Source organism: Bordetella sp. 2513F2 (assembly GCF_054642735.1).
The window spans coordinates 1549912-1571247 of record NZ_CM137755.1; the positions used below are offsets into that span (position 1 = coordinate 1549912).

At 67.9% G+C, this 21336-nt stretch carries 23 protein-coding genes; 17 read left to right on the top strand and 6 right to left on the bottom strand.

The annotated features are described in order from the left end of the window. Positions 1-67 precede the first annotated feature (67 nt). A complete protein-coding gene (locus ACYBYQ_RS07340) occupies positions 68-925 on the bottom strand; it encodes a DMT family transporter (protein ID WP_459618097.1) in 858 nt (285 codons plus the stop codon). Between the two features lie 55 nt (positions 926-980). Here ACYBYQ_RS07340 and ACYBYQ_RS07345 point away from each other — a divergent pair, with 55 nt between their 5' ends. Beyond that, complete coding sequence (locus ACYBYQ_RS07345) at positions 981-1928, top strand: DMT family transporter (RefSeq protein WP_459618098.1); 948 nt, start codon at positions 981-983, stop codon at positions 1926-1928. 39 nt (positions 1929-1967) lie between these two features. After that, positions 1968-2957, top strand: a complete 990-nt coding sequence (locus ACYBYQ_RS07350; protein WP_459618099.1) for a quinone oxidoreductase family protein — start codon at positions 1968-1970, stop codon at positions 2955-2957. An 82-nt stretch (positions 2958-3039) separates the two neighbouring features. Here the strand turns inward: ACYBYQ_RS07350 and htpX are convergent, their stop codons facing one another. Beyond that, positions 3040-3921: a protease HtpX gene (gene htpX, locus ACYBYQ_RS07355; RefSeq protein WP_459618100.1), complete on the bottom strand. Its 882-nt coding sequence runs from the start codon at positions 3919-3921 to the stop codon at positions 3040-3042. A 152-nt stretch (positions 3922-4073) separates the two neighbouring features. Here htpX and ACYBYQ_RS07360 point away from each other — a divergent pair, with 152 nt between their 5' ends. Both ACYBYQ_RS07360 and ACYBYQ_RS07365 read left to right on the top strand, forming a co-directional pair. Then, entirely contained in the window at positions 4074-4925 is an 852-nt protein-coding gene (locus tag ACYBYQ_RS07360; RefSeq protein WP_459618101.1) for a DMT family transporter, read from the top strand. Positions 4926-4944: 19 nt separating this feature from the next. Further along, positions 4945-5808, top strand: a complete 864-nt coding sequence (locus ACYBYQ_RS07365) for a sulfurtransferase (protein WP_459618102.1) — start codon at positions 4945-4947, stop codon at positions 5806-5808. A 35-nt stretch (positions 5809-5843) separates the two neighbouring features. Here the strand turns inward: ACYBYQ_RS07365 and ACYBYQ_RS07370 are convergent, their stop codons facing one another. The 4 genes from ACYBYQ_RS07370 to ACYBYQ_RS07385 all read right to left on the bottom strand — a co-directional run bounded on the left by ACYBYQ_RS07370 (position 5844) and on the right by ACYBYQ_RS07385 (position 10351). Then, entirely contained in the window at positions 5844-6452 is a 609-nt protein-coding gene (locus tag ACYBYQ_RS07370) for a phosphonate degradation HD-domain oxygenase (RefSeq protein WP_459618103.1), read from the bottom strand. 317 nt (positions 6453-6769) lie between these two features. After that, positions 6770-7915: an aromatic ring-hydroxylating oxygenase subunit alpha gene (locus ACYBYQ_RS07375; protein ID WP_459618104.1), complete on the bottom strand. Its 1146-nt coding sequence runs from the start codon at positions 7913-7915 to the stop codon at positions 6770-6772. A gap of 208 nt (positions 7916-8123) precedes the next feature. Continuing rightward, the gene (locus ACYBYQ_RS07380; RefSeq protein ID WP_459618105.1) at positions 8124-9137 is read right to left on the bottom strand and encodes an acyltransferase; all 1014 of its coding nucleotides are present in this window, start codon (positions 9135-9137) and stop codon (positions 8124-8126) included. A 242-nt stretch (positions 9138-9379) separates the two neighbouring features. Further along, positions 9380-10351 carry a Bug family tripartite tricarboxylate transporter substrate binding protein gene (locus tag ACYBYQ_RS07385; protein WP_459618106.1) on the bottom strand — a complete coding sequence of 324 codons (972 nt, stop codon included), beginning with the start codon at positions 10349-10351 and terminating at the stop codon, positions 9380-9382. A 158-nt stretch (positions 10352-10509) separates the two neighbouring features. Here ACYBYQ_RS07385 and ACYBYQ_RS07390 point away from each other — a divergent pair, with 158 nt between their 5' ends. The 13 genes from ACYBYQ_RS07390 (at position 10510) to ACYBYQ_RS07450 (ending at position 21327) form a co-directional block, all read left to right on the top strand. Continuing rightward, positions 10510-11331 carry an IclR family transcriptional regulator gene (locus ACYBYQ_RS07390; RefSeq protein WP_459618107.1) on the top strand — a complete coding sequence of 274 codons (822 nt, stop codon included), beginning with the start codon at positions 10510-10512 and terminating at the stop codon, positions 11329-11331. A gap of 75 nt (positions 11332-11406) precedes the next feature. Then, positions 11407-11685 carry an exodeoxyribonuclease VII small subunit gene (locus ACYBYQ_RS07395; RefSeq protein WP_459618108.1) on the top strand — a complete coding sequence of 93 codons (279 nt, stop codon included), beginning with the start codon at positions 11407-11409 and terminating at the stop codon, positions 11683-11685. After that, on the top strand, positions 11682-12593 hold the full coding sequence (locus ACYBYQ_RS07400) for a polyprenyl synthetase family protein (protein WP_459618109.1): 912 nt from the start codon (positions 11682-11684) through the stop codon (positions 12591-12593). Before ACYBYQ_RS07395 ends, ACYBYQ_RS07400 begins: the two co-directional genes overlap by 4 nt. Positions 12594-12647: 54 nt before the next feature. Continuing rightward, on the top strand, positions 12648-14516 hold the full coding sequence (gene dxs / locus ACYBYQ_RS07405; protein ID WP_459618110.1) for a 1-deoxy-D-xylulose-5-phosphate synthase: 1869 nt from the start codon (positions 12648-12650) through the stop codon (positions 14514-14516). A 174-nt stretch (positions 14517-14690) separates the two neighbouring features. Then, positions 14691-15488, top strand: a complete 798-nt coding sequence (folE2, locus tag ACYBYQ_RS07410) for a GTP cyclohydrolase FolE2 (RefSeq protein WP_459618111.1) — start codon at positions 14691-14693, stop codon at positions 15486-15488. A 198-nt stretch (positions 15489-15686) separates the two neighbouring features. Then, on the top strand, positions 15687-16064 hold the full coding sequence (gene rpsF / locus ACYBYQ_RS07415) for a 30S ribosomal protein S6 (RefSeq protein ID WP_459618112.1): 378 nt from the start codon (positions 15687-15689) through the stop codon (positions 16062-16064). 41 nt (positions 16065-16105) lie between these two features. Beyond that, a complete protein-coding gene (gene priB, locus ACYBYQ_RS07420) occupies positions 16106-16429 on the top strand; it encodes a primosomal replication protein N (protein WP_459618113.1) in 324 nt (107 codons plus the stop codon). 80 nt (positions 16430-16509) lie between these two features. Next, positions 16510-16782: a 30S ribosomal protein S18 gene (gene rpsR / locus ACYBYQ_RS07425; RefSeq protein WP_003813094.1), complete on the top strand. Its 273-nt coding sequence runs from the start codon at positions 16510-16512 to the stop codon at positions 16780-16782. A gap of 14 nt (positions 16783-16796) precedes the next feature. Then, positions 16797-17252 (top strand): 50S ribosomal protein L9, encoded by a 456-nt coding sequence (gene rplI / locus ACYBYQ_RS07430; protein ID WP_459618114.1) that lies wholly within the window; start codon positions 16797-16799, stop codon positions 17250-17252. Between the two features lie 134 nt (positions 17253-17386). Beyond that, positions 17387-18220 carry a BUD32 family EKC/KEOPS complex subunit gene (locus ACYBYQ_RS07435; protein ID WP_459618115.1) on the top strand — a complete coding sequence of 278 codons (834 nt, stop codon included), beginning with the start codon at positions 17387-17389 and terminating at the stop codon, positions 18218-18220. Next, positions 18217-19587 (top strand): replicative DNA helicase, encoded by a 1371-nt coding sequence (locus tag ACYBYQ_RS07440; RefSeq protein ID WP_459618116.1) that lies wholly within the window; start codon positions 18217-18219, stop codon positions 19585-19587. The genes ACYBYQ_RS07435 and ACYBYQ_RS07440 overlap by 4 nt, the downstream gene beginning before the upstream one ends. Before the next feature lie 36 nt (positions 19588-19623). Then, a complete protein-coding gene (locus ACYBYQ_RS07445) occupies positions 19624-20091 on the top strand; it encodes an Lrp/AsnC family transcriptional regulator (protein WP_459618117.1) in 468 nt (155 codons plus the stop codon). Between the two features lie 159 nt (positions 20092-20250). Next, entirely contained in the window at positions 20251-21327 is a 1077-nt protein-coding gene (locus tag ACYBYQ_RS07450; protein ID WP_459618118.1) for a saccharopine dehydrogenase family protein, read from the top strand. The last annotated feature ends 9 nt before the right edge of the window (positions 21328-21336 follow it).

Below are 21336 nucleotides of genomic sequence, written 5' to 3' on the forward strand. Positions count from 1 at the left end.
GATTTTACTGCCTAGGCAGATACTGTCAATGTGTAATTTCGATGACAGCCGCCGCGGCCCGATGCGCTCAATTGCCCGGCTTGCGCAGGCCGGAAGCCACGATGGCGCAGAATATCAGCGCCGCGCCCGCCAGCATGCGCAGGGTGGGCTGCTGAGCGAACAGGATCCATGCGAAGCCGATGGCATATACCGGCTCGAGCGCAATCACCAGGCCGGCCGTGCGCGCATTGAGGCGCGCGAGGCTGGATACGAACAGGTAATGCGACAGCCCCGTGCAGAACACGCCAAGCAGGGCCAGCCACAGCCAGTCCGTGGCGGCGATCCCGCCGAGCTGTGCGGCAGCCGTCGGCAGCAGCACCAGCGCCACCACCACGTTCTGCCAGCAGGCCACCTGGATAGGGTCCATGCCCGTGGCGGCGCGGCGGTTGGTCAGGGCGAGCAGGGCGAACGACAGGCCCGAGAGCAGGCCCCACATCAGCCCCAGCGTGCCCTGGTCGGCCAGGTCGAAGGAAGGCGTCACGAGCACCAGGCCGGCGCTTACCAGCCCGAGCAGCAACCATTCGATCGCGCGCACGCGCTCGCGAAACACCAGGGCCTCGAGCAGGGTGATGAAGGCCGGGAAGCTGGCGAACCCCAGCGTGGCGATGGCGATGCCCCCCACCTTCACCGAGATGAAGAAGGTGACCCAGTGGCCGGCCAGCAGCGCGCCGGCAATCACCAGCACGAACAGCTGGGCCGGCGTGAGGACGCCCAGCAGGGGCCGGCGCTGCATGCGCGCGAAGAACCCCAGCGCCGCGACCGCGAAAACGGCCCTGCCGAGCGTGATCACGGCGGCGCTGGCCTGTATGAGTTCACCGAAGACGCCCGTCAGTCCGAAGAGCACGGCAGCAATATGGATATGAGCGAGGGCGCGTTGGCGGGTCATGCGTGGGCTGCGGAAATGCGTGCACGAAAGTGCGCGCGCAAACTAAAATCATCGCATGAATTCCGCAGCCCGCACCTTGCCCGCCTCCCTTTTCTCTCAAGCCTGGGCAGGGTTCGTGTTCGCGGGGCTGGGCGCGGTGCTCTTCGCGGGCAAGGCCATCGTCGTCAAATTCACCTACCGCTACGGCATCGACGCGGTCACGCTGATCGCATTCCGCATGCTGTTCTCCATGCCCTTTTTCGCCGCCATCGCCTGGTGGCAGTCGCGTCGCGCCGCGCGCGGCGAGCTTCCTGTGCTCACGGTGCGCGAGCGCATCCAGGTCTGCGTGCTGGGGCTGCTGGGCTACTACCTGTCGAGCTTCCTGGATTTCATCGGGCTGCAATACATCTCGGCCGGCCTGGAGCGGCTGATCCTGTTCCTCTCGCCTTCCCTGGTGGTGCTGCTCTCGGCGGCCTGGTTCCGGCGCAAGATCACCGGCCGGCAGTGGGGCGCCATGGCGCTGTCGTATCTCGGCGTGGTGCTGGTGTTTGCCCACGACCTGGGGCAGGGTGGCGGGGGCGGCGAGGTGCTCAAAGGGTCATTCTTCGTCTTCGCCTCGGCCCTCAGCTATGCTATTTACCTCATCTGCTCCGGCGAACTGGTCAAGCGGGTGGGCGCCACGCGGCTGGTGGCCTATGCCATGCTGGTGTCGTGCATCGCTTCCGTCATCCAGTTCTTCGTGGTCCATTCTCCCGAACAACTGGTGCAGCCTGCCGGGGTCTACGGTTATTCCGTGATCCATGCCGTATTCAACACCGTGGTGCCCGTCTTCATGCTGATGTGGGCCGTGGCGCTGATCGGCGCGCCCACGGCATCCCTGCTGGGCATGCTGGGGCCGGTGTCGGTGCTGTTCATGGCGGCCGCGTTCCTCGGCGAACCCATCACCGGGTGGCAACTGGCCGGCACCGCGCTGGTGCTGGGCGGAGTATTCGTTCTGACGGGCGGCCGCAAGCGCGCCGCCTGATGCGTTCATCGTTACATTGCAATTGCATAGGAGGCCCGCATGGCCAGCAATACCGTCAAGGCAGTCCGTCTCGAAACGCATGGAGGGCCGGAGGTCCTGAAGCTCGTCGACGTCGAGGTGCCTCCGCCGGCGCCCAACGAGGTCACGATCCGGCAGCACGCGGCCGGCCTGAACTTCATCGACATCTATTACCGCACCGGCCTGTATCCCCATCCCCTGCCGCACGGGCTGGGTTTCGAGGGTGCAGGCGTGGTCGAGGCGGTGGGCAGCGAGGTGCGGCACCTCAAGGCGGGCGACCGGGTGGCCTATGGCCAGAGCCCCATCGGCGCCTACGCCCAGGCGCGCAACGTGCCGGCCGCCCAGGTGGTCAAGCTGCCCAAGGGCATAGGCTTCGACGAGGCCGCCGCCCTGATGCTCAAGGGCCTCACCGTGCAGTATCTGTTCCGCCAGACCTACCGGCTGCAGGGCGGCGAGACCATCCTGTTCCATGCCGCGGCGGGCGGCGTGGGCCTGATCGCATGCCAGTGGGCCAAGGCCCTGGGCGTCAAGCTGATCGGCACGGTCTCCAGCCCCGAGAAGGCCGAGCTGGCGCGCGCCAACGGCGCGTGGGCCACCATCGACTATTCGCGCGAGAACGTGGTCGAGCGCGTGCTGGAGCTCACCGGCGGGAAGAAGGTGCCGGTGGTGTACGACGGCGTGGGCAAGGATACCTGGGAGACCTCGCTCGACTGCATCGAGCCGCGCGGCCTGATGGTCAGCTTCGGTAATGCGTCGGGTCCGGTCACCGGCGTGAACGTGGGCATCCTGAACCAGAAAGGCTGCCTCTACCTCACCCGTCCGTCGCTGGCCGTGCACGTCAACACGCCGGAGAAGCTCAAGGCGGCATCCGACGAGCTGTTCGGCCTGGTGCTGAAGAAGAAGATCAAGGTGCGCATCGACCAGCGCTATCCGCTGGAGCAGGCCGGCGAGGCGCACACTGCGCTGGAAGGCCGCAAGACCACCGGCGCCACCGTGCTCATGCTGGACTGATGCCCGGGTGCGCGGGCCGGCCACGGCCCGCGCGGCAGCAGGCCGGGCCGTGGCCGCGCCGGCGCGGCTGCTCTTCGGCGCCTCAGGCCACGCGCGCGTGCTGCAGGGCGGCGATGCGGGCCTGGATGGGAGGATGCGAGGAGAACAGCGCCGCAACGGCGCCCTTGCCGGCGATGCCCGAGGCCTGGAACGACTTGGGCAGGTCTCCCGGCTCGATGCCCCCCAGGCGGGCCAGGGCCCGCATCATGGGCTCGCGCGAACCCATCAACTGGGCAGAGCCGGCGTCGGCGCGGTATTCGCGCTGGCGCGAGAACCAGGCCACGATGATCGAGGCCAGCACGCCGAAGATGATCTCGCACACCAGCACCGTGATGTAGTAGCCCATCCCCACCCCGCGCTCGTTCTTGAATATGGCGCGGTCGATGAAGTAGCCGACCACGCGGGCGAGGAACACCACGAAGGTGTTCACCACGCCCTGGATGAGCGTCAGGGTGACCATGTCGCCGTTGGCGATGTGGGCGACTTCGTGTCCCAGCACCGCCGCCACTTCCTCTTCGGTCATGCTTTCCAGTAGCCCGGTGGAAACGGCCACCAGCGAATCGTTCTTGAAGGCGCCGGTGGCGAACGCATTGGGTGCGCCGTCGTAGATCGCAACTTCCGGCCGGCCGATGCCGGCGCGGTCGGCCAGCTGGTGCACCGTGTCGAGCAGCCAGACCTCGGTCTGGTTGCTGGGGGCGTTGGGGTCGATGACGCGCGCGCCGGTGCTCCATTTGGCCATCGGCTTGCTCATGAGCAGCGAGATGATCGCGCCGGCGAATCCCACCACGGCCGAGAACACCAGCAAGGCCGACAGGTTGAGCCCCTGGGCGGTGAGATAGCGGTCGACCCCCAGAATGCGCAGCGTGGCCGACAATACGACGACCACGGCGAGGTTGGTGACGACGAACAGGAAGATGCGTTTCATGCTTGTTGTATTCCTCTGCGAGCAGGACGTAACCCCGGAGTTGGACCATCGTGCCGCGCCAGGGTTCCGCGAAGGGGCCGGAGCAGGCTATCGGGGGGGAGTATAGTATCGCTTTCCCTCATCCCCACATTCCTCCCCGGTCGGTTTCCCCCATGCAGGCTCTCTGGATGTTGCTGGCGTCCGCCATGTTCGCCATCATGGGATCGTTCGTGAAACTGGCCGCCGAGCATGGGGCGTCGCTGGCCCAGGTGGTGCTGTTCCGCGGCCTGCCTTCGGTGGTGCTGCTGCTGGTCTGGGCACGCGCGGCCCGGCAGTCCATCGTGCCCACCAGCTGGCGCCTGCACGTTTGGCGCAACGTTGCCGGCGCCGCCTCCATGTGGCTGGGCTTCTTCGCCATATCCCACCTGCCGCTGGCCACGGCCACCAGCCTCAACTACACCGCGCCGCTGTTCATTGCCTGCTGGATGCTGGGCTGGGGCGGCTCGCAGCGCGATCCTGTACGCATCGTGGCCGTGGCCCTGGGTTTCCTGGGCGTGATCGCCGTGCTGCGCCCCAGCATCAATCCCGACCAGTGGCTGGCCGCCGCGCTGGGCCTGACGGCCGGCGCCACCTCGGCCGTGGCCATGCTGCAGATCCGCCAGCTCGGCCGTGTCGGCGAGCCCGAGTGGCGCACCGTGCTGTTCTTTTCCCTTTCGGTGTGCCTGACGAGTTTCGTGGGCCTGGTCTGGCAGGGCTGGGGGCAGGCCGACCTCATGGGCTATTGCGCCCTGTTCGGCGTGGGCGTCGCCGGGTTGTTCGGGCAGCTCGCCATGACGCGGGCCTTCGGGCAGGGCTCGGCCCTGTTGACGGCAGCCCTGCAGTACACCACCATCATTTTCGCGGCCCTCATCGGCCTGGGGTTCTGGGGCGATCACCTCGACGCCCTGGCCTGGGCCGGCATGGGCCTGATCATCTTCGCCGGGCTGCTTTCGGTGTGGCGCACGATGCGCGAGCCGGCCGCCTGACGCCACCAGGAGCAAGACAATGACGATGACCCTGATATCGGCCACGGACCTGGCGGCGCGCATCGAGGCCGCGCAGTCCGGTTCCGACGTGCTGCGGATCTTCGACGTGCGCCACGATCTCACGGACCACGAGGCCGGGCGCCGGGCCTATGCTGCGGGACATCTGCCGGGCGCCCGCTATCTCGACCATGAGCGCGAGCTGGCGGCGCCCCGCACCGGGGCCAACGGCCGCCATCCCTTGCCCGACCGCAGCGTGTTTGCCGGCCTCATGGCTGCCCATGGCGTGGAGCCCGGCACCCTGGTGGTGGCCTACGACGCCAGCGGCGGCATGTATGCCGCCCACTTGTGGTGGATGCTGCGCTGGATCGGCCACGGGCAGGTCGCGGTGCTCGATGGCGGCTGGCAGGCCTGGAATGCCGCCGGCCTGCCGGTGCAGGCCGGCCCGGCCACGTCCGTCCAGCCCCTGGCCGGCGTCAGCCCTGGAGAATCGCTGGTCGGCCAGGTCGATGCCCCGGCCGTGCTCGCCAATCTGGACCGGCCGGATTTCGTCGTGCTCGACGCCCGTGCCGCCAACCGCTATCGCGGCGAAGTCGAGCCCATGGATCCCGTGGCCGGACACATCCCAGGGGCGCTGAACCGGCCCAACGGCGAAAATCTCGAGGCCGACGGCCGCTTCAAGACGCCGGCCCGGTTGCGCGAAGAATTCGCGGCGCTGCTGAACGACCGCACCCCCGGGGACGTCGTGCACCAGTGCGGCTCGGGCATCACGGCCTGCCACAACCTGCTGGCCATGGAAATCGCCGGCCTGCATGGCTCGCGCCTGTATCCCGGCTCCTGGAGCGAGTGGGTGGCCGACCCGTCGCGGCCGGTGGCCAAGGGCTAGCCGGGGCCGTCGACGCTGCAAGCCCCCGTCCTGACTCAGGACGCCCGGGTGGCGGCCGCCGCACCTGCGCGGGCGGGGCCGCGGCGGGCCCGCGGCGCCGGCCGCATGGCGCTGCGCGCCACTTCCAGGAAATGGTCCAGGGGCTCGGTCTGCATGCCGGGCTGCCTGGCCTGGTCGTCCCAGCGGCGCAGCCGTATCGCGTCGGGCGCTCCGGGAAGCGTGGCGAATTCCATCGCCTGGTCGGCGTCGAAGCTGCCGCCCTGCAGCGTGAGCCTCTGCCGGGCGTTGGGCGACAGCACCCGCATGTATCCGGACTCCACGAAACAGAGGTAGCGCTTGGCCTGGACGTGCAGCCGTATGGGCTCCAGCACGTCGTTGCCGAAAAGCCCGCGCAGGAACGGCAGGATGAAGTATTCGTGCTTGTCGTCCATGGCCGGGAGGGGGCGGGTTCCCGAGTGCTCGGCCAGCAGCCGGCCCAGGTCGTGCAGCAGGCAGGCGGTGACCAGCGGCGCGCCCGCGCCGGCACGTTCGGCCAGGGTGGCGGTTTGCAGGGCATGTTCCAGATGGCTCACCTCTTCGCCGTCGTAGGCGAGATGACCATGCTCCAGGAACACGCGTTCGATGTCGTTCAGGGTCAAGGCCATGGCGGATCTCCAATGGACCAGTTGAACCCGGCCGCCGTGTCGGTGAGGCGCGCGAGTCGTTGCATCGGCTGGCGTTCGTGCGGGCAGACAGGTATCAGTGTATGAGGATACGGCGCAGCGGGAGTTCCCGGGCTTGCGGCGTCGGGGCGGCGGACGGTGCGCCGCGCCGGGCGTGCCTCACGGGCAACGGTGCGGGTGGATCCGCCAATTGACCAGAATAGTTTGATGATTTGATGACGGTGGCGCGGCAGGCGCGCCCGAAAGAAAAACGCCAGGCCGCAGCCTGGCGTCGTGGGCATGCGCGCCGCGCTGCCGGTTCAGGGTTCCTGCATGACCCGGCGGTACCATTCGTGGAAGTGCTGCATGCCGTCTTCCATGGGCGACTGGTAAGGCCCGGCCTCGGACACGCCGCGCTCCATCAGGGCACGACGCCCGGCATCCATGCGCTCGGCGATCTCGTCGTCTTCGATGGCGGTTTCCATGTAGGCCGCGCGCTGCGCCTCGACGAATTCGCGCTCGAATGCGACGATTTCCTCGGGATAGTAGAACTCGACCACGTTCAGGGTTTCCTGCGGGCCCTTGGGATAGAGCGTGGACAGGACCAGCACGTGCGGATAGAGCTCGATCATGTGGGTAGGAAAATAAGTAACCCACACGGCGCCGAAATCCGGCGCCTGGCCGGCGCGGTATGCCAGCAGGCGGTCATGCCACTGGCGGTAGACGTCGGAGCCGGGATTGGCCAGCGCCTGGTGCACGCCCACGCGCTGCAGGCTGTACCAGTCGCCGAATTCCCAGGTGAGGTCGTCGCACGTCACGAAGCGGCCCAGGCCGGGATGGAAGGGCCCGACGTGGTAGTCCTCGAGATAGACCTCGATGAAGGTCTTCCAGTTGTAGTTGCACTGGTGCACTTCGACGTGGTCGAGGACGTAGTCGCTGAAATCGAACTCGGGACGCTGGAACAGGGCCGCCAGGTCGGCGGCCGGGTCGCGCGGGCCCTCGAACAGCAGCCCGTGGCAATTGCGCAGGGGAAATCGCTGCAGGTTCATGCAGGGCGTGGACTCGAACTGCGGCGCGCCCAGCAGCTCGCCGCGGGCGTTGTAGGTCCAGCGATGCAGCGGGCAGACGATGTTGCCCCCGGTACCGCCGAGGTTGCCGTGCGTATTGGCGTTGCCGCCCACGTTTCCCGCCTCGCCGCCCAGCATCAGGGCCTGGCGATGGCGGCAGACATTTGAGATGAGGTCTACGCCGTGCTGGTTGCGTACCAGCGCGCGCCCTCCGTTCTCCTGGATCAGGGTACGCCAATCGCCGTTTTCGGGCACGAGCTTTTCATGGCCGACATACAGCGAGGACTGCTTGAAAATGAGTTCTTGCTCGCGCGCAAAGCGGGCTTCGTCAAAATAGGCGCTGACGGGAAGCTGGGTGCGAGCTGGCACGACGTGTGCCATCCGACCAATGTCGGTCATGATTCCCTCCGCTCGGATCAAAAAGCCAGATCGGTGCAACGATGCTGCCGGGTGGTCTTGGGCCGGGAGCCCATACAAGATCCATACACGATCTGACTACCTGACACCCGTGCCGGTTCTGGCGCGAAGAAAAATCGGAACTGGCCGATCCCAAACAGGGAATTGTACCCCAACCCGCCCCGGACTGCCCCGGGGGAAAGATGACGCGTCATACGAGTCTGCGTGTGAGGCGATGGCGCCGCAGCAGCCAGCTCGTGAGGGCCGACAGTCCGAATATCGCGGTCGCCAGCGCGGGCAGGCGCCACGCTTCGGCCAGGCCGTCGGCCCGGTCCAGGCCGCTGTGCCGCGCCAGGTCCAGGAACACGGGATGGACCAGGTAGATGCCGAAGGTCAGCGGCGCCAGCCAGGAAAGCGCAGGCAGGCGCGGCGAATCGACGATCCACTGGAACACCGCCAGCGACATCAGAGGCACCGTCAGGCTGAAGTAGTCGTAGAAATAGAAATTCGGTGCGCCGTCGTCCGACAATGCATGCACGCCTGCGGCAGTGGCGGCCACCGCGATGCCTGCCAGCCATCCGGGTCGCGGCAGGCGCCATTCGCCGTCGAAGATCATGCGCCCGGCGACGAAGTAGCCCAGGTAGGGCAGGCACCAGGTGAGGAAGAAGCCCTGGTGGCCGCCCAGCGCCTGGCGGTACAGCACGTCGAGCACCCCGGCGCCCAGTATGCCGGCCACCCAGGCCTTGCGTCCGGTCGCGCTGCTGCGCAGATAGAGGATGCGCACCAGCGGGGCCAGCAGGTACAGGCCCACGATCATGTACAGGTACCAGAGATGATAGTAGGGCGCGCCCTCGGCGATCTTGCGCGGCCAGTACGACAGGTCCGCCCGGCCGAGGTCCCACCATTCCTGCATGGCGCGCCAGCCGAGATAGAACAAGGTCCAGAACAGCAGCGGGACGCAGATGCGTGCCACGCGCCGTGTATAGAAGCGCTGTACGTCAGGGTCCCGGTCGGGGGCCAGCAGCAGTGCGCCGCTGATCATCACGAACACCGGCACGCACCAGCGCACGGCGGAGTCGTAGAAATTTGCCGCGATCCACGCGCCGCTGCCATAGGCGGCATCGGAAACCGGTTGCGCCGCGCTGTGCAGCAGCACCACGGCCAGCGCGGCCAGCCAGCGGGCTGCATCGAGTCGGGCGTGGCGGTCGTCTTGTGGCATGGGCATCCAGTAGGGGGCTGGGACGTGCCGGTGCGGGCTGGGCGCCGTGCACGGGTCTATGCACCTTAGCAGTCCATGGCCTGGCGTCGCTGTTTCAAGCCGTTAGGGCCTGGGCGGCGGCCCGCGGGCACGCCGGGCGCTGGTCTCCCGGGCCGATGGGCTTGCAGGATTTGTTGCAAAAAAGGCGGGCCGCCTCGTCGACGGCCCGCCTTTGCGGGAGGGTGCCGGCGGCGGCCGGCGTATGCGGATTACTGCACTGCCACGTTGGCCTGCTTGATCAGCTGGCCCACCAGGGGCTGCTCGTTCTTGATCTTCTGGACCAGTTCCTCGGCGCTGCCCGACCGCGGCTCGATGCCCATGTCGAGCATCTTCTTGCGCACGGCCTCGTTCTTCAGCGTGGCGGTAAGCGCGCTGCGCAGGCGCTCGAGCACCGCGTCGGGCGTGCCCTTGGGCGCAACGAAGCTGAACCACGCGGTCATGTCGAACCTGGGATAGCCTTCTTCGGCCAGGGTGGGCAGCTTGGGCAGGGTGGACAGGCGCTCCTGGCTGGTGATGGCGAAAACGTTCACCTTGCCGGCGTCGGCCTGCGGCATGCCGGTGGCGACCATGTCGAAGAACAGGTCGACGTCGCCGCTGATCACGGCCGGCAGGGCGGTGGTGGCGCCCTTGAAGGGCACGTGCAGCAGGTCGATGCCGGCCTGCTCCTTGAACAGTTCACCGGCCAGGTGCGAAGAGGTGCCCGGCCCGAAGCTGGCGAACGTCAGTTTGCCGGGATTCTGCTTGGCGTAGGCCACGACGTCCTGCGTGCTCTTGAAGGGCTGCTTGGGGCTGGACAGCAGGACCAGCGGCCCGATGCCCACCATGCCGACCGGGGCGAAGCCGTCCGGGTCGTACGGCAACTGCTTGTACAGGAAGCGGTTGGTCACCAGCGTGGAGTTGGTGGCCATCAGGATGGTGTAGCCGTCGGGCCGCTCGCGCGATACGTAGGCCGCGCCGATGGAAGTGCCGGCGCCGGCCTTGTTCTCGACGATCATGGGCTGGCCCAGTTCCTTGGTCATCTGCTCGGTGAGCAGGCGCGTGAGCACGTCGGTGGCGCCGCCGGCGGGGAAGGGCGAGACCACGGTGATCGGGCGGGTGGGATAGGCGTCGGCGGCGACGGCGGACACCGCGCAGGCCGAGAGCAGGAGTGAGGCAGCAAGCTTGATACCGGTGCGTAGCATGGAATTTCCCTTGGAGTTTGCACGGACTGGCGGCCCGGCCGCTTTTCATGCGGCCCGGGTCGTGATTAAATTCCAGCATACGGAATTTAATTTTGCCATTCGAAACAAACTATAAAAATCCCGGGGCGTTTATGCAAGCCCCGTTTCAGATTTCACCCATGCCGCCTCTTTCCGACATTCCTGCCGGCCCGCAAACCCCTTCGGCCAGCGGCCCCGCGAGGCGCAAGCGCGCAGGCGGCCAGGTTCCCCAGGGGATGATCGGGGCCCTGGCGCGCGGGCTCGATGTGCTGCGCTGCTTCCAGCCGGGCACGCGCACGCTGGGTAACCTCGAGCTGGCCCGCATCACCGGCCTGCCCAAGGCCACCATCAGCCGGATCACCTACACGCTCACGCAGCTGGGCTATCTGCGCTACCACGAGGACACCGGCAAGTACTCGCCCGGATTCGGCGTGCTGGCGCTCGGCTACGGCCTGCTGGCAGGTCTGGAGATCCGTGAACTGGCCCGGGGCGCGATGACGGCGCTGGCGCAGGAGACAGGCGCGGCAGTCGCCCTGGGGGCCTACGACGGCGATGCCATGGTCTATGTGGAGGCCATCCACGGCTCGTCCGCGCTGTACCTGCGCCTGCCCGTGGGCTATCGGGCCGGCTTCGGCACGGCGATGGGCCGCGCCTATCTGGCCGGCCTGCCGGCCGCCGAGCGCCAGGCCCTGGTGGAGCGCCTCGGAACACGAGCACCCGGCGACGAGGCCATCGCGCGCGCCGAGGCCGAGTTGCGCGAGCAGGGGTGCTGCTACGCGCTCGGCGAGTGGAAGTCCGGCATCCACGCCGCGGCGGTTCCCTTCACCTCGCTCACAGGAGAAGGACGCTTCGTGCTGAGTTGCGGCGGTCCTGCGGCGCTCCTTCCGGAAGCCACGCTGCGCGGCCCGGTTGCCGCCGCGCTGGGCCGCGTCGCGGCGCAGCTCTCGGGCAGGCCGGCCTGAGCGCCGGTCCGGCGTACCGATCTCGTACAATCCCGGGATTGATTCCCCTCTCTTCTTTTTGTCCCGGAGACCCGCTTGGCCTCGACAAAGCAAGCCGATCCACAAACCGACGACCGCCCGCTGCCCCAAGACTTCGAGACGGCGCTGGCCGAACTCGAGGCGGTCGTGGCCACCATGGAGAACGGCTCCCTGCCGCTCGAGCAGTCGCTGGCGGCGTATCGCCGCGGCGTGGAACTGACCCGGATCTGCCAGGAGCGCCTGGCCCAGGCCGAACAGCAGGTCCGCGTGCTCGAGGGCGAACTGCTGCGCCCGCTCGATCCCGCGGCGCTGGACAACGACCCATCGCAGGGATGAAACAGAATCACCTCGCCTTCGCGGACTGGCTGCAAGACCGCGCCGCCCATGTCGAGCGGGTGCTCGACGAGTTGCTGCCTGCCGCCGACGAGGCGCCGGAGCGGCTGCACGAGGCCATGCGCTATGCCGTCCTGGGCGGCGGCAAGCGGGTGCGCGCGGCGCTGGTCTATGCGGCCGGGCAGGCGTGCCCGGCCAGCGGCAGCCTGCCGGCGCTCGAGGCCTCGCTCGACCGCGCGGCTGCTGCCGTCGAGATCGTGCACGCCTATTCCCTGGTGCACGACGACCTGCCCTGCATGGACGATGACACGCTGCGCCGCGGGCGGCCCACCACCCACGTGCGCTTCGACGAAGCCACCGCGATGCTGGCCGGCGACGCGCTGCAGCCGCTGGCCTTCGAATTGCTGGCCGAGATGCCCATCGCCCCGGCGCTGGGGCTGCAGGCCAGCCGGGTCCTGGCCCGTGCCGCAGGCAGCCGCGGCATGGCCGGCGGCCAGGCCATCGACCTCTACAGCGTGGGGCGCAGCCTGGAACGCGACGCGCTGCAGCGCATGCACAGCATGAAGACCGGCGCGATGCTGGCGTGCAGCGTCACGCTGGGCGGCATCGTGGCCGGCGCCAGCTCCACCGTCCGGCAGGCGCTGGACAACTACGCGCAGGCCGTGGGCCTGGCCTTCCAGGTGGTCGACGACATCCTCGACGTCACGGCCGACACGGCCAGCCTGGGCAAGACGGCCGGCAAGGACGCGGCCGACAACAAGCCCACCTACGTATCGCTGCTGGGGCTGGACGGCGCGCAATCGCTGGCTCGCGAGCTGGGCGAAGCGGCGCACCTGGCCCTGGAGCCGCTGGGCGAGGCCGGCGGGCGCCTGGCCCAGCTGGCCGATTTCATCGTGCTCAGAGACCGCTGAATCCCCGCGCCGCGGGCGCCGCCCGCGCCACGGCCCCACCGAGACGCATCACGCATGACGACCGAACTTCTGGACCGCATCCATTCCCCGGCAGACCTGAAGCCGCTGGACCGCCGCGAGCTCAAACGCCTGGCCGGCGAACTGCGCGAATTCGTGCTCGAATCGGTATCGCGCACCGGCGGCCACCTGTCGTCCAACCTGGGCACGGTGGAACTCACGCTGGCGCTGCACTACGTGTTCGACACGCCGCACGATCGCATCGTCTGGGACGTCGGCCATCAATCGTATCCCCACAAGATCCTCACCGGCAGGCGCGAGGGCATGGCCCGCCTGCGCCAGCACGGCGGCATTTCGGGTTTTCCCCGGCGCAGCGAGTCCGAATACGACGCCTTCGGCACCGCGCACTCGTCCACCTCGATCTCGGCGGCCCTGGGCATGGCCGTCGCCTCGCGCAATGCCGGCATCGACCGGCAGCACATCGCCGTGATCGGCGACGGCGCCATGTCGGCGGGCATGGCCTTCGAGGCCATGAACAACGCGGGCGTCACGCCCGACGTGAACCTGCTGGTGGTGCTCAACGACAACGACATGTCGATCTCCCCGCCTGTCGGCGCGCTCAACCGCTACCTGGCCCGCCTCATGTCGGGGCGTTTCTACGCCGCGGCGCGCAACGTGGGCCGGGCGGTGCTGCAGCACGTGCCGCCCATGCTGGAGCTGGCGCGCCGCTTCGAGGAGCATGCCAAGGGCATGGTCTCGCCGGCCACGCTGTTCGAGGAATTCGGCTTCAACTATGTCGGCCCGATCGACGGCCACGACCTCGACGCCCTCGTGCCCACGCTGCAGAACCTGCGTGCGCTGAAAGGCCTGCAGTTCCTGCATGTGGTCACGCGCAAGGGCCAGGGGTACAAGCTGGCGGAAGCCGACCCGGTGCTGTATCATGGGCCCGGCAAGTTCGACCCCGCCGTCGGCATCCAGAAGGCCAAGACGCCCGCGCGCAAGACGTACACCCAGGTCTTCGGGCAATGGCTATGCGACATGGCCGAGCGCGACACGCGGCTGGTCGGCATCACGCCGGCCATGCGCGAAGGCAGCGGCCTGGTGGAGTTCGAGCAGCGCTTCCCGCAGCGCTATTTCGACGTGGGCATCGCCGAGCAGCATGCCGTCACGTTCGCTGCCGGCCTGGCCTGCGAGGGGCAGAAGCCGGTTGTGGCCATTTATTCGACCTTCCTGCAGCGCGGCTACGATCAATTGATCCATGACGTGGCGCTGCAGAACCTCGATGTCACGTTCGCGTTGGACCGGGCCGGCCTGGTGGGCGCGGATGGCGCCACCCATGCGGGCAACTACGACGTGGCCTATCTGCGCTGCGTACCCAACATGGTGGTGGCGGCCCCGTCCGACGAGAACGAGGCGCGGCTGCTGTTGTCCACCTGCTACGCCCATCCGGGGCCGGCCGCGGTGCGCTACCCGCGCGGGGCAGGTTGCGGCGCCGAGGTGTCGTCCTCGCTCGACACCGTGCCCCTGGGCAAGGGGGTGCTGCGCCGCGAGGGCCGGCGCATCGCCATCCTGGGCTTCGGCACGCTGGTGCAGCCTGCGCTGCAGGCGGCCGAGGCGCTGGACGCCACCGTGGCCGACATGCGTTTCGTCAAGCCGCTGGACCGCGACATGCTGCTGGCGCTGGCGCAGCGGCACGATGCGCTGGTCACCGTGGAAGAGGCCGCGGTCATGGGGGGCGCGGGCAGCGCCGTCACGGAAGCCCTGAATGCCGCCGGCGTCTGTATCCCGGTGCTGCAGCTGGGCCTGCCCGACGAGTTCATCGACCATGGCGATCAGGCGGCCCTGCTGGCCGGTCTCGGCCTGGATGCCGCCGGCATCGAGGCCTCCATCCGCGGGCGCTTCGCAGGGCTGCTCGCGTCCGCGTGAGGTCCGCGGCGGCGCGGCTGCAGGGCTTCGTCGTTCCGCCCGCGCAACGGCGTGTTGCGGCGGGCGGCCTACTGTTAAAAGGGTTTTCCCTCGTTTTCGCGCGGTTTTGGGCGATAATCGGGGTCCGGTAAGCATTTCGGCGCGTGCCGTCGCGGCCCGCCTGAAGGTAACGACATGAATTCCCCGATTGATCCCGCCATCGTGATGCCCGACGTGCAAAGCTCGACGGACACGCGCCACATCCCTATCCAGCGCGTCGGCATCCGTGGCGTCCGCCATCCCATGCTGGTCCAGGGCGCCGACGGCGCCGCCCAGCCCACGGTGGCCACCTGGACGCTCACGGTGGCCCTGCCCGCAGAAGAGAAGGGCACGCACATGTCGCGCTTCGTGGCCCTGCTCGAGAAGTACCGGGCCGTCCCCATGACGCCCGCGCTGTTCGCCGACATGGCCCGCGAGATGCTGCCCCTGCTGCATGCCGAACGCGGCGATCTCACCGCGGCCTTCCCGTTCTTCATCAACAAGTCGGCGCCGGTGTCGGGCGTGCAGAGCCTGCTCGACTACGAGGTGCAGTGGATCGCGCGCGCGGCGGGCGACGAGGTCGAGTTCGAGCTGGTGGTGCAGGTGCCGGTCACCAGCCTGTGCCCGTGTTCCAAGGCGATTTCCGAGTACGGCGCACACAACCAGCGCTCGCACGTCACGGTGTCGGCCATCGTCGGGCCCGACGTGCCCATGGAACAGGTCATCCGTCTGGTCGAGGACGAAGGCTCCTGCGAATTGTGGGGCCTGCTCAAGCGTCCCGACGAGAAATACGTCACCGAGCGCGCCTACGACAATCCCAAGTTCGTGGAAGACCTGGTGCGCGACGTGGCCGCCCGCCTGCAGGCGCATCCCGGCGTGGCGCGCTTCCGCGTCGAGGCCGAGAATTTCGAGTCCATCCACAACCACTCGGCCTACGCCGTGGTCGAGGGCTGATTTTCCGGGTTTCCCCGCGCGCTTGCGTTTTCAGGGGCGGCGGGCGATAATCTACGGCTTTCTTGCTCGCTCTGTCCGGGGTTTGTCACGGGCAGCGGGCTGCCCCTTGCGGGGCGGGATCCCGGCCATCTGCTTCCTTGGAGGCGGCCTTGGCTTAGGGGCCTTGCCCCGCAAGACATCCACAAGGAGTTCTACCCTATGCGCCACTACGAAGTAGTGTTCATCGTCCATCCGGACCAGAGCGAGCAGGTGCCCGCCATGGTCGAGCGCTATCAGTCGCTCGTTACCGGCCAGGGCGGCATCGTGCACCGTCTCGAAGACTGGGGCCGCCGCCAGCTTGCCTACCCGATCCAGAAGCTCGTCAAGGCTCACTACGTCTGCATGAACATCGAGTGCAGCCAGCCGACCCTCGACGAACTCGAGCATTCGTTCCGCTACAACGACGCCGTGCTGCGCCACCTGGTCATCAAGACCAAGAAGGCGCCGGCCGCTCCCTCGATCATGATGAAGTCGGTCGAGCGCGAAGAGGCCCGCAAGGCTTCGGCTGAAACGGCTGCCACGCCGGCCGCAGAGTAAGAACGAAGGCCGGGCCGTCGCCCCGCCTCGAGAGCCGCAGCATGAATTCCGTGGAGCTGGACGCGCGCGTACTTGAACGCGAACCCCTGCGCCACACACCGGGCGGCGTCCCGGCGCTGGAAATGCTGCTGGAGCACGAGTCGGAGGTCGTCGAAGCCGGACATCCGCGCCGCGTCGCGCTCACCATTGCCTGCATGGCACTGGGCGACCTGGCGATGCTGCTGGCCGATACGCCGCTGGGCGCCGAACTGCGGGTTCAGGGGTTTCTCGCCCCGGTGCGCAAGGATTCGGTCAAGCTCAGGCTGCACTTGCAGCAGGCGCGCAGGACGGGCGGCAGTGCCGGCGGCGATCCGCCGGTGGGTTGAAGTTCGAGGCTCGGGATAAACACGAATCAGGGCAGCCGGCGCATACGCCGCCGCCCGCCGCAAACAAAGAGGCATCTATCATGGCTTTCTTCGGAAAACGCAAGGAAAAACGCAAGTTCACGCAGCAGAACCCGCTCTTCAAGCGTCGCAAGTTCTGCCGCTTCACCGCCGCCGGCGTCGAAGAGATCGACTACAAGGATCTCGACACCCTGCGCGACTTCGTGCAGGAAAACGGCAAGATCATTCCGGCCCGCCTGACGGGCACCCGGGCAATCTATCAGCGCCAGCTGGACACCGCCATCAAGCGTGCCCGCTTCCTGGCCCTGCTGCCCTACACCGACAACCACAAGTAATCGGGGGCACTGACATGCAAGTTATCCTGCTCGAAAAAGTCCTCAACCTGGGCAATCTCGGCGACGTCGTTCGCGTACGCGACGGCTACGCCCGCAATTTCCTGATTCCCCAGAAAATTGCCCGCCGCGCCACCGATGCGGCCCTCAAGGAATTCGAAGCCCGCCGCGCCGAGCTCGAGAAGATCCAGGCCGAGAAGCTGGCCGCCGCCCAGGCCCTGGGCGAGCGCCTGTCCGGCTATCAGCTGAAGATCGCCCAGAAGGCCGGCGTCGACGGCCGCCTGTTCGGTTCGGTCACCTCGGCGGATATCGCCGAGGCCCTGCGCGCCGCCGGTTTCGAGGGCGTGGAGAAGTCCCAGGTGCGCCTGGCCAGCGGCCACCTGAAGGCCGTGGGCGAGTACCCCATCCAGGTTGCGCTGCACGCCGACGTCGTCAGCGACGTCACGGTGGTGGTCGAAGGCGAAATGGCCTGAGTTCCGGCCGCATCGCTCGAAAAAGCCGGCCAGGTGCCGGCTTTTTTTTGCCATAGGGGCCGCGTGCGGGACGCCGTTGCGCCGCGGCACCGCCCCAGGGCGGGATTACCGGAGTTGTTTTTGCGGGAACAGACGTGAGCGCCTCGCCCCATTCCCATGCGCCTGCCGGCCTGCGCGCCTGGCTCCGCGGGGCCGAAGCGGCGGCCGTGGACACCGTGGCCGAAGTCGTGGTCGATGGCGTGCCGTGCGTGGTCAAGCGCCGCCGGCCCGGCGTGGGACGCGGGCTGAGCTATGTGCTGCGCTACCTGCGCGCCGCGGCGCTGGCTGCGGGCTGCAGGCTCTTCCTGGGCGAGTTCCCGCGCCCGGGCGTGTTGCTGCGCAATGGGCTGGACCACGAGGCCGGCCGCCTGCGGCACCTGCTGGCGGCCGGATGCCGGGTGCCGGAGGTATGGTGGCAGGAGCCGGGGCTGCTGGTGCTGGAGCATGTGGGCGAAAGCATGCCCGTGCGGATGCGCCGCGCCGACCCGCAAGGCTTGCGCGAGCTGGTGCAGGCGGTGGCGTCCGACCTCGCCGGGTTCCATCGCCGCGGCTTCTGGCACGGCGGGGCCCAGATCCGCAATCTGACGCTGCGCGACGGCCAGGTCTGGCGGATAGACTTCGAAGAGAACATCGGCAGCGCACTCAGCCTGCCGCTGGCCCAGGCCTATGACCTCTACCAGGCGTTGTCCTCGCTGCATGCCATGCGGGGCATGCCGGAGCCGATGCTGCCGGAGCTGGGTACACTGTTGATCGACACCTACTTCGCGACGCAGCCCGAGCCGGCCGTCCGGGAGCGCGCCCGGCGCATCGCGCGCCTGGTCTGCGGTGCGGCCCGCGTGCTGCGTCCCGTGGCGGGCCGCTGGTCCGGCCGCGACATCCGTGCGTTTTTCAGGGTGGCAGACACCCTGCAGGGACTATTGCAATCATGAAAGAAGCCGATTCCCAGCTCGAGTATCTGCGCGTCCCGCCGCATTCCGTCGAAGCCGAGCAGTCCGTGCTCGGCGGGCTGCTGCTGGACAACGCCGCCTGGGACCGCATCGCCGATGTCCTTACCGAAGAGGACTTCTACCGCCACGACCACCGTCTCATCTGGCACCACATCGCCCGCCTGATCGCCCTGGCGCGGCCGGCAGATGTGATCACCGTGCATGAATCATTGCAGAGCGCGGGCAAGAGCGAGGAAGTGGGCGGCCTGGCCTACATCAACGCGCTGGCGCACAATACGCCTTCGGCGGCCAACATCCGGCGCTACGCCGAGATCGTGCACGAGCGTGCCATGCTGCGCAAGCTCGTGTCGATCGCCGACGAGATCTCCGCCGCCGCGCTGAACCCGCAGGGCAAGGAAGCCCGCCAGCTGCTCGACGAGGCCGAGTCCAAGGTATTCAAGATCGCCCAGGAGGGCGCGCGCGGCACCGCCGGCTTCCAGGAAATCCAGCCGCTGCTCACCCAGGTGGTCGAGCGCATCGACGAGCTGTATCACCGCGAGAGCGATTCCGACGTGACCGGCGTGCCCACGGGCTTCACCGACCTCGACAGGATGACCTCCGGCCTGCAGCCGGGCGATCTCGTCATCGTGGCGGGCCGTCCGTCCATGGGCAAGACCTCGTTCTCCATGAACATCGGCGAGCATGTGGCCATCGAGCAGGGCCTGCCGGTGGCGGTGTTCTCCATGGAAATGGGCGCCGTGCAGCTTGCCATGCGCATGCTGGGTTCCGTGGGGATGCTGGACCAGCATCGCATGCGTACCGGCAAGCTCGTGGCCGACGACTGGCCGCGGGTCACCCATGCGGTGCAGCTCATGCAGGATGCCCAGGTCTACATCGACGAGTCGCCGGCGCTCAGCCCCATGGAAGTGCGGGCGCGGGCCCGGCGCCTGGCCCGCCAGTGCGGCCAGCTGGGGCTGATCATCATCGACTACCTGCAGCTGATGTCCGGCAGCGGCGGCGGCGAGAACCGGGCCACGGAGATCTCGGAGATCAGCCGTTCGCTCAAGGGGCTGGCCAAGGAGCTGAACTGCCCGCTGATCGCGCTCTCGCAGCTCAACCGCAGCCTGGAACAGCGCCCGAACAAGCGCCCGGTGATGAGCGACCTGCGCGAGTCGGGCGCCATCGAACAGGACGCCGACGTCATCCTGTTCATCTACCGCGACGAGGTCTACAACCCGGATTCGCCGGACAAGGGCACCGCCGAGATCATCATCGGCAAGCAGCGTAACGGCCCCATCGGCACCGTGCGGCTGACGTTCCAGGGGTCCAGCACGCGGTTCCTGAATTTCTCCGCTGCGCCGCAGTACTGAGGCCGGGCCTGCCGGCGCATTTGCAAGGAGCACGGCATGATCCGCATGGATCTGTTGGACGACGTCGACCGCCAACTCATTTCCCTGCTTCAGATGAACGCCCGCATGTCGGTCGCCGACATCGCGCGGCGCCTGCATCTGGCCAGGACCACGGTGATCTCCCGGATCGACCGCCTGGAGCAGCGGGGCGTCATCGGCGGCTACACGATCAAGCTGGGCCAGGGCGTGGCCGACTCGAGCCTGCACGCCTACGTGGGCATCACCGTGCAGCCGAAAGCGGGCCGGGACGTGGTGCGGCGATTCACCCGCATGCCCGAGGTGCACATGCTCTGCGCGGTGAGCGGCGAGTTCGACTACGTGGCCTGGCTGCGCGTGGCCACGCCGGACCAGCTCGACCGCCTGCTCGATGAGATCGGCGAAATGGACGGCGTCATCAAGACCACCACGTCGGTCGTCCTGGCCCGCAAGATCGACCGCGGCGACGTCGCCGGCGCAGGCGCCTAGCGGTCCCATGCGTCGTCCGGGAGAGTGCCGCGCTACACATTGGCGCCATGGTCGTCGTTATGTCCAGAAACTCCCGACCATTTGACGATTTGACCGTTTAAACTGACTTGGCTCGCTCCTAGAATGTCTGCACCTATTTCCCTTTGCGAGGAGTGCAGAATGCGGGTGGTTCTTCTGGGTGCTGGTCATATCGGGCAGTCCATTGCGCGGCGGCTGGCCCATGGCGGCGACTATACGGTCGTCGTGTCCGACCGGGATGAGCGGGCGCTGGCGTCGGTGGACGGACTGGGCGTGGAGCGCGCCGTGGTCGACTCCGGCGATGCCGCCGCGCTGGAACGGCTGCTGGCGCGCGCCGACCTGGCCATCAATGCGCTGCCCTATCACATGGCCACCAAGGTTGCCCGGGCAGCGCTGGCGGCCCGCACCAATTATTTCGACCTCACGGAAGACGTGGCGGCCACCCAGGCCATCATGGCGCTGGCCGAAGACGCGCCGGTGGCGTTCATGCCGCAATGCGGCCTGGCCCCCGGCTTCATCGGCATCGCGGCGCACACGCTCGCGCAGACCTTCGACGAAGTCCACGACGTGAAGATGCGCGTGGGAGCGCTGCCGCAATACCCTACCAACGAGCTGAAGTACAACCTCACCTGGAGCGTCGACGGGCTGGTGAACGAGTATTGCCATCCCTGCGAGGCGCTGCGCGAGGGCGAGCGCTGCGCCGTGGATCCGCTGGAAGGCATGGAGCACTTCTCGCTGGACGGCGTGGAGTACGAGGCCTTCAATACCTCCGGCGGGCTGGGCACGCTGTGCGAGACGCTCGCGGGCAAGGTGCGCAACCTGGACTACAAGACGGTGCGCTATCCCGGGCACCGGGAACGGATGAAATTCCTGCTCGACGACCTGGGCCTGAAGCGCGACCCGGAGCTGCTCAAGGCCATATTGCGCAAGAGCGTGCCTGCCACCATGCAGGACGTGGTGCTGGTCTTCGTGACGGTGAACGGCATGCGCGGCGGGAAATTCGTGCAGGAAGTCTTCGCGCGCAAGATCTACGCCGCCACCGCCGACGGCGTCCATGAAAGCGCCATCCAGCGCACCACGGCGGCCGGGGTCTGCGCAGCGGTCGACCTGTTCCGGGAGGGGAGGCTGCCGCGCCAGGGCTTCATCCGCCAGGAGGCCATCGGCCTAGCCGATTTCCTGGCGAACCGCTACGGCAGCGTCTACGCCGCGTCTGCCTGAGCGCAGCGG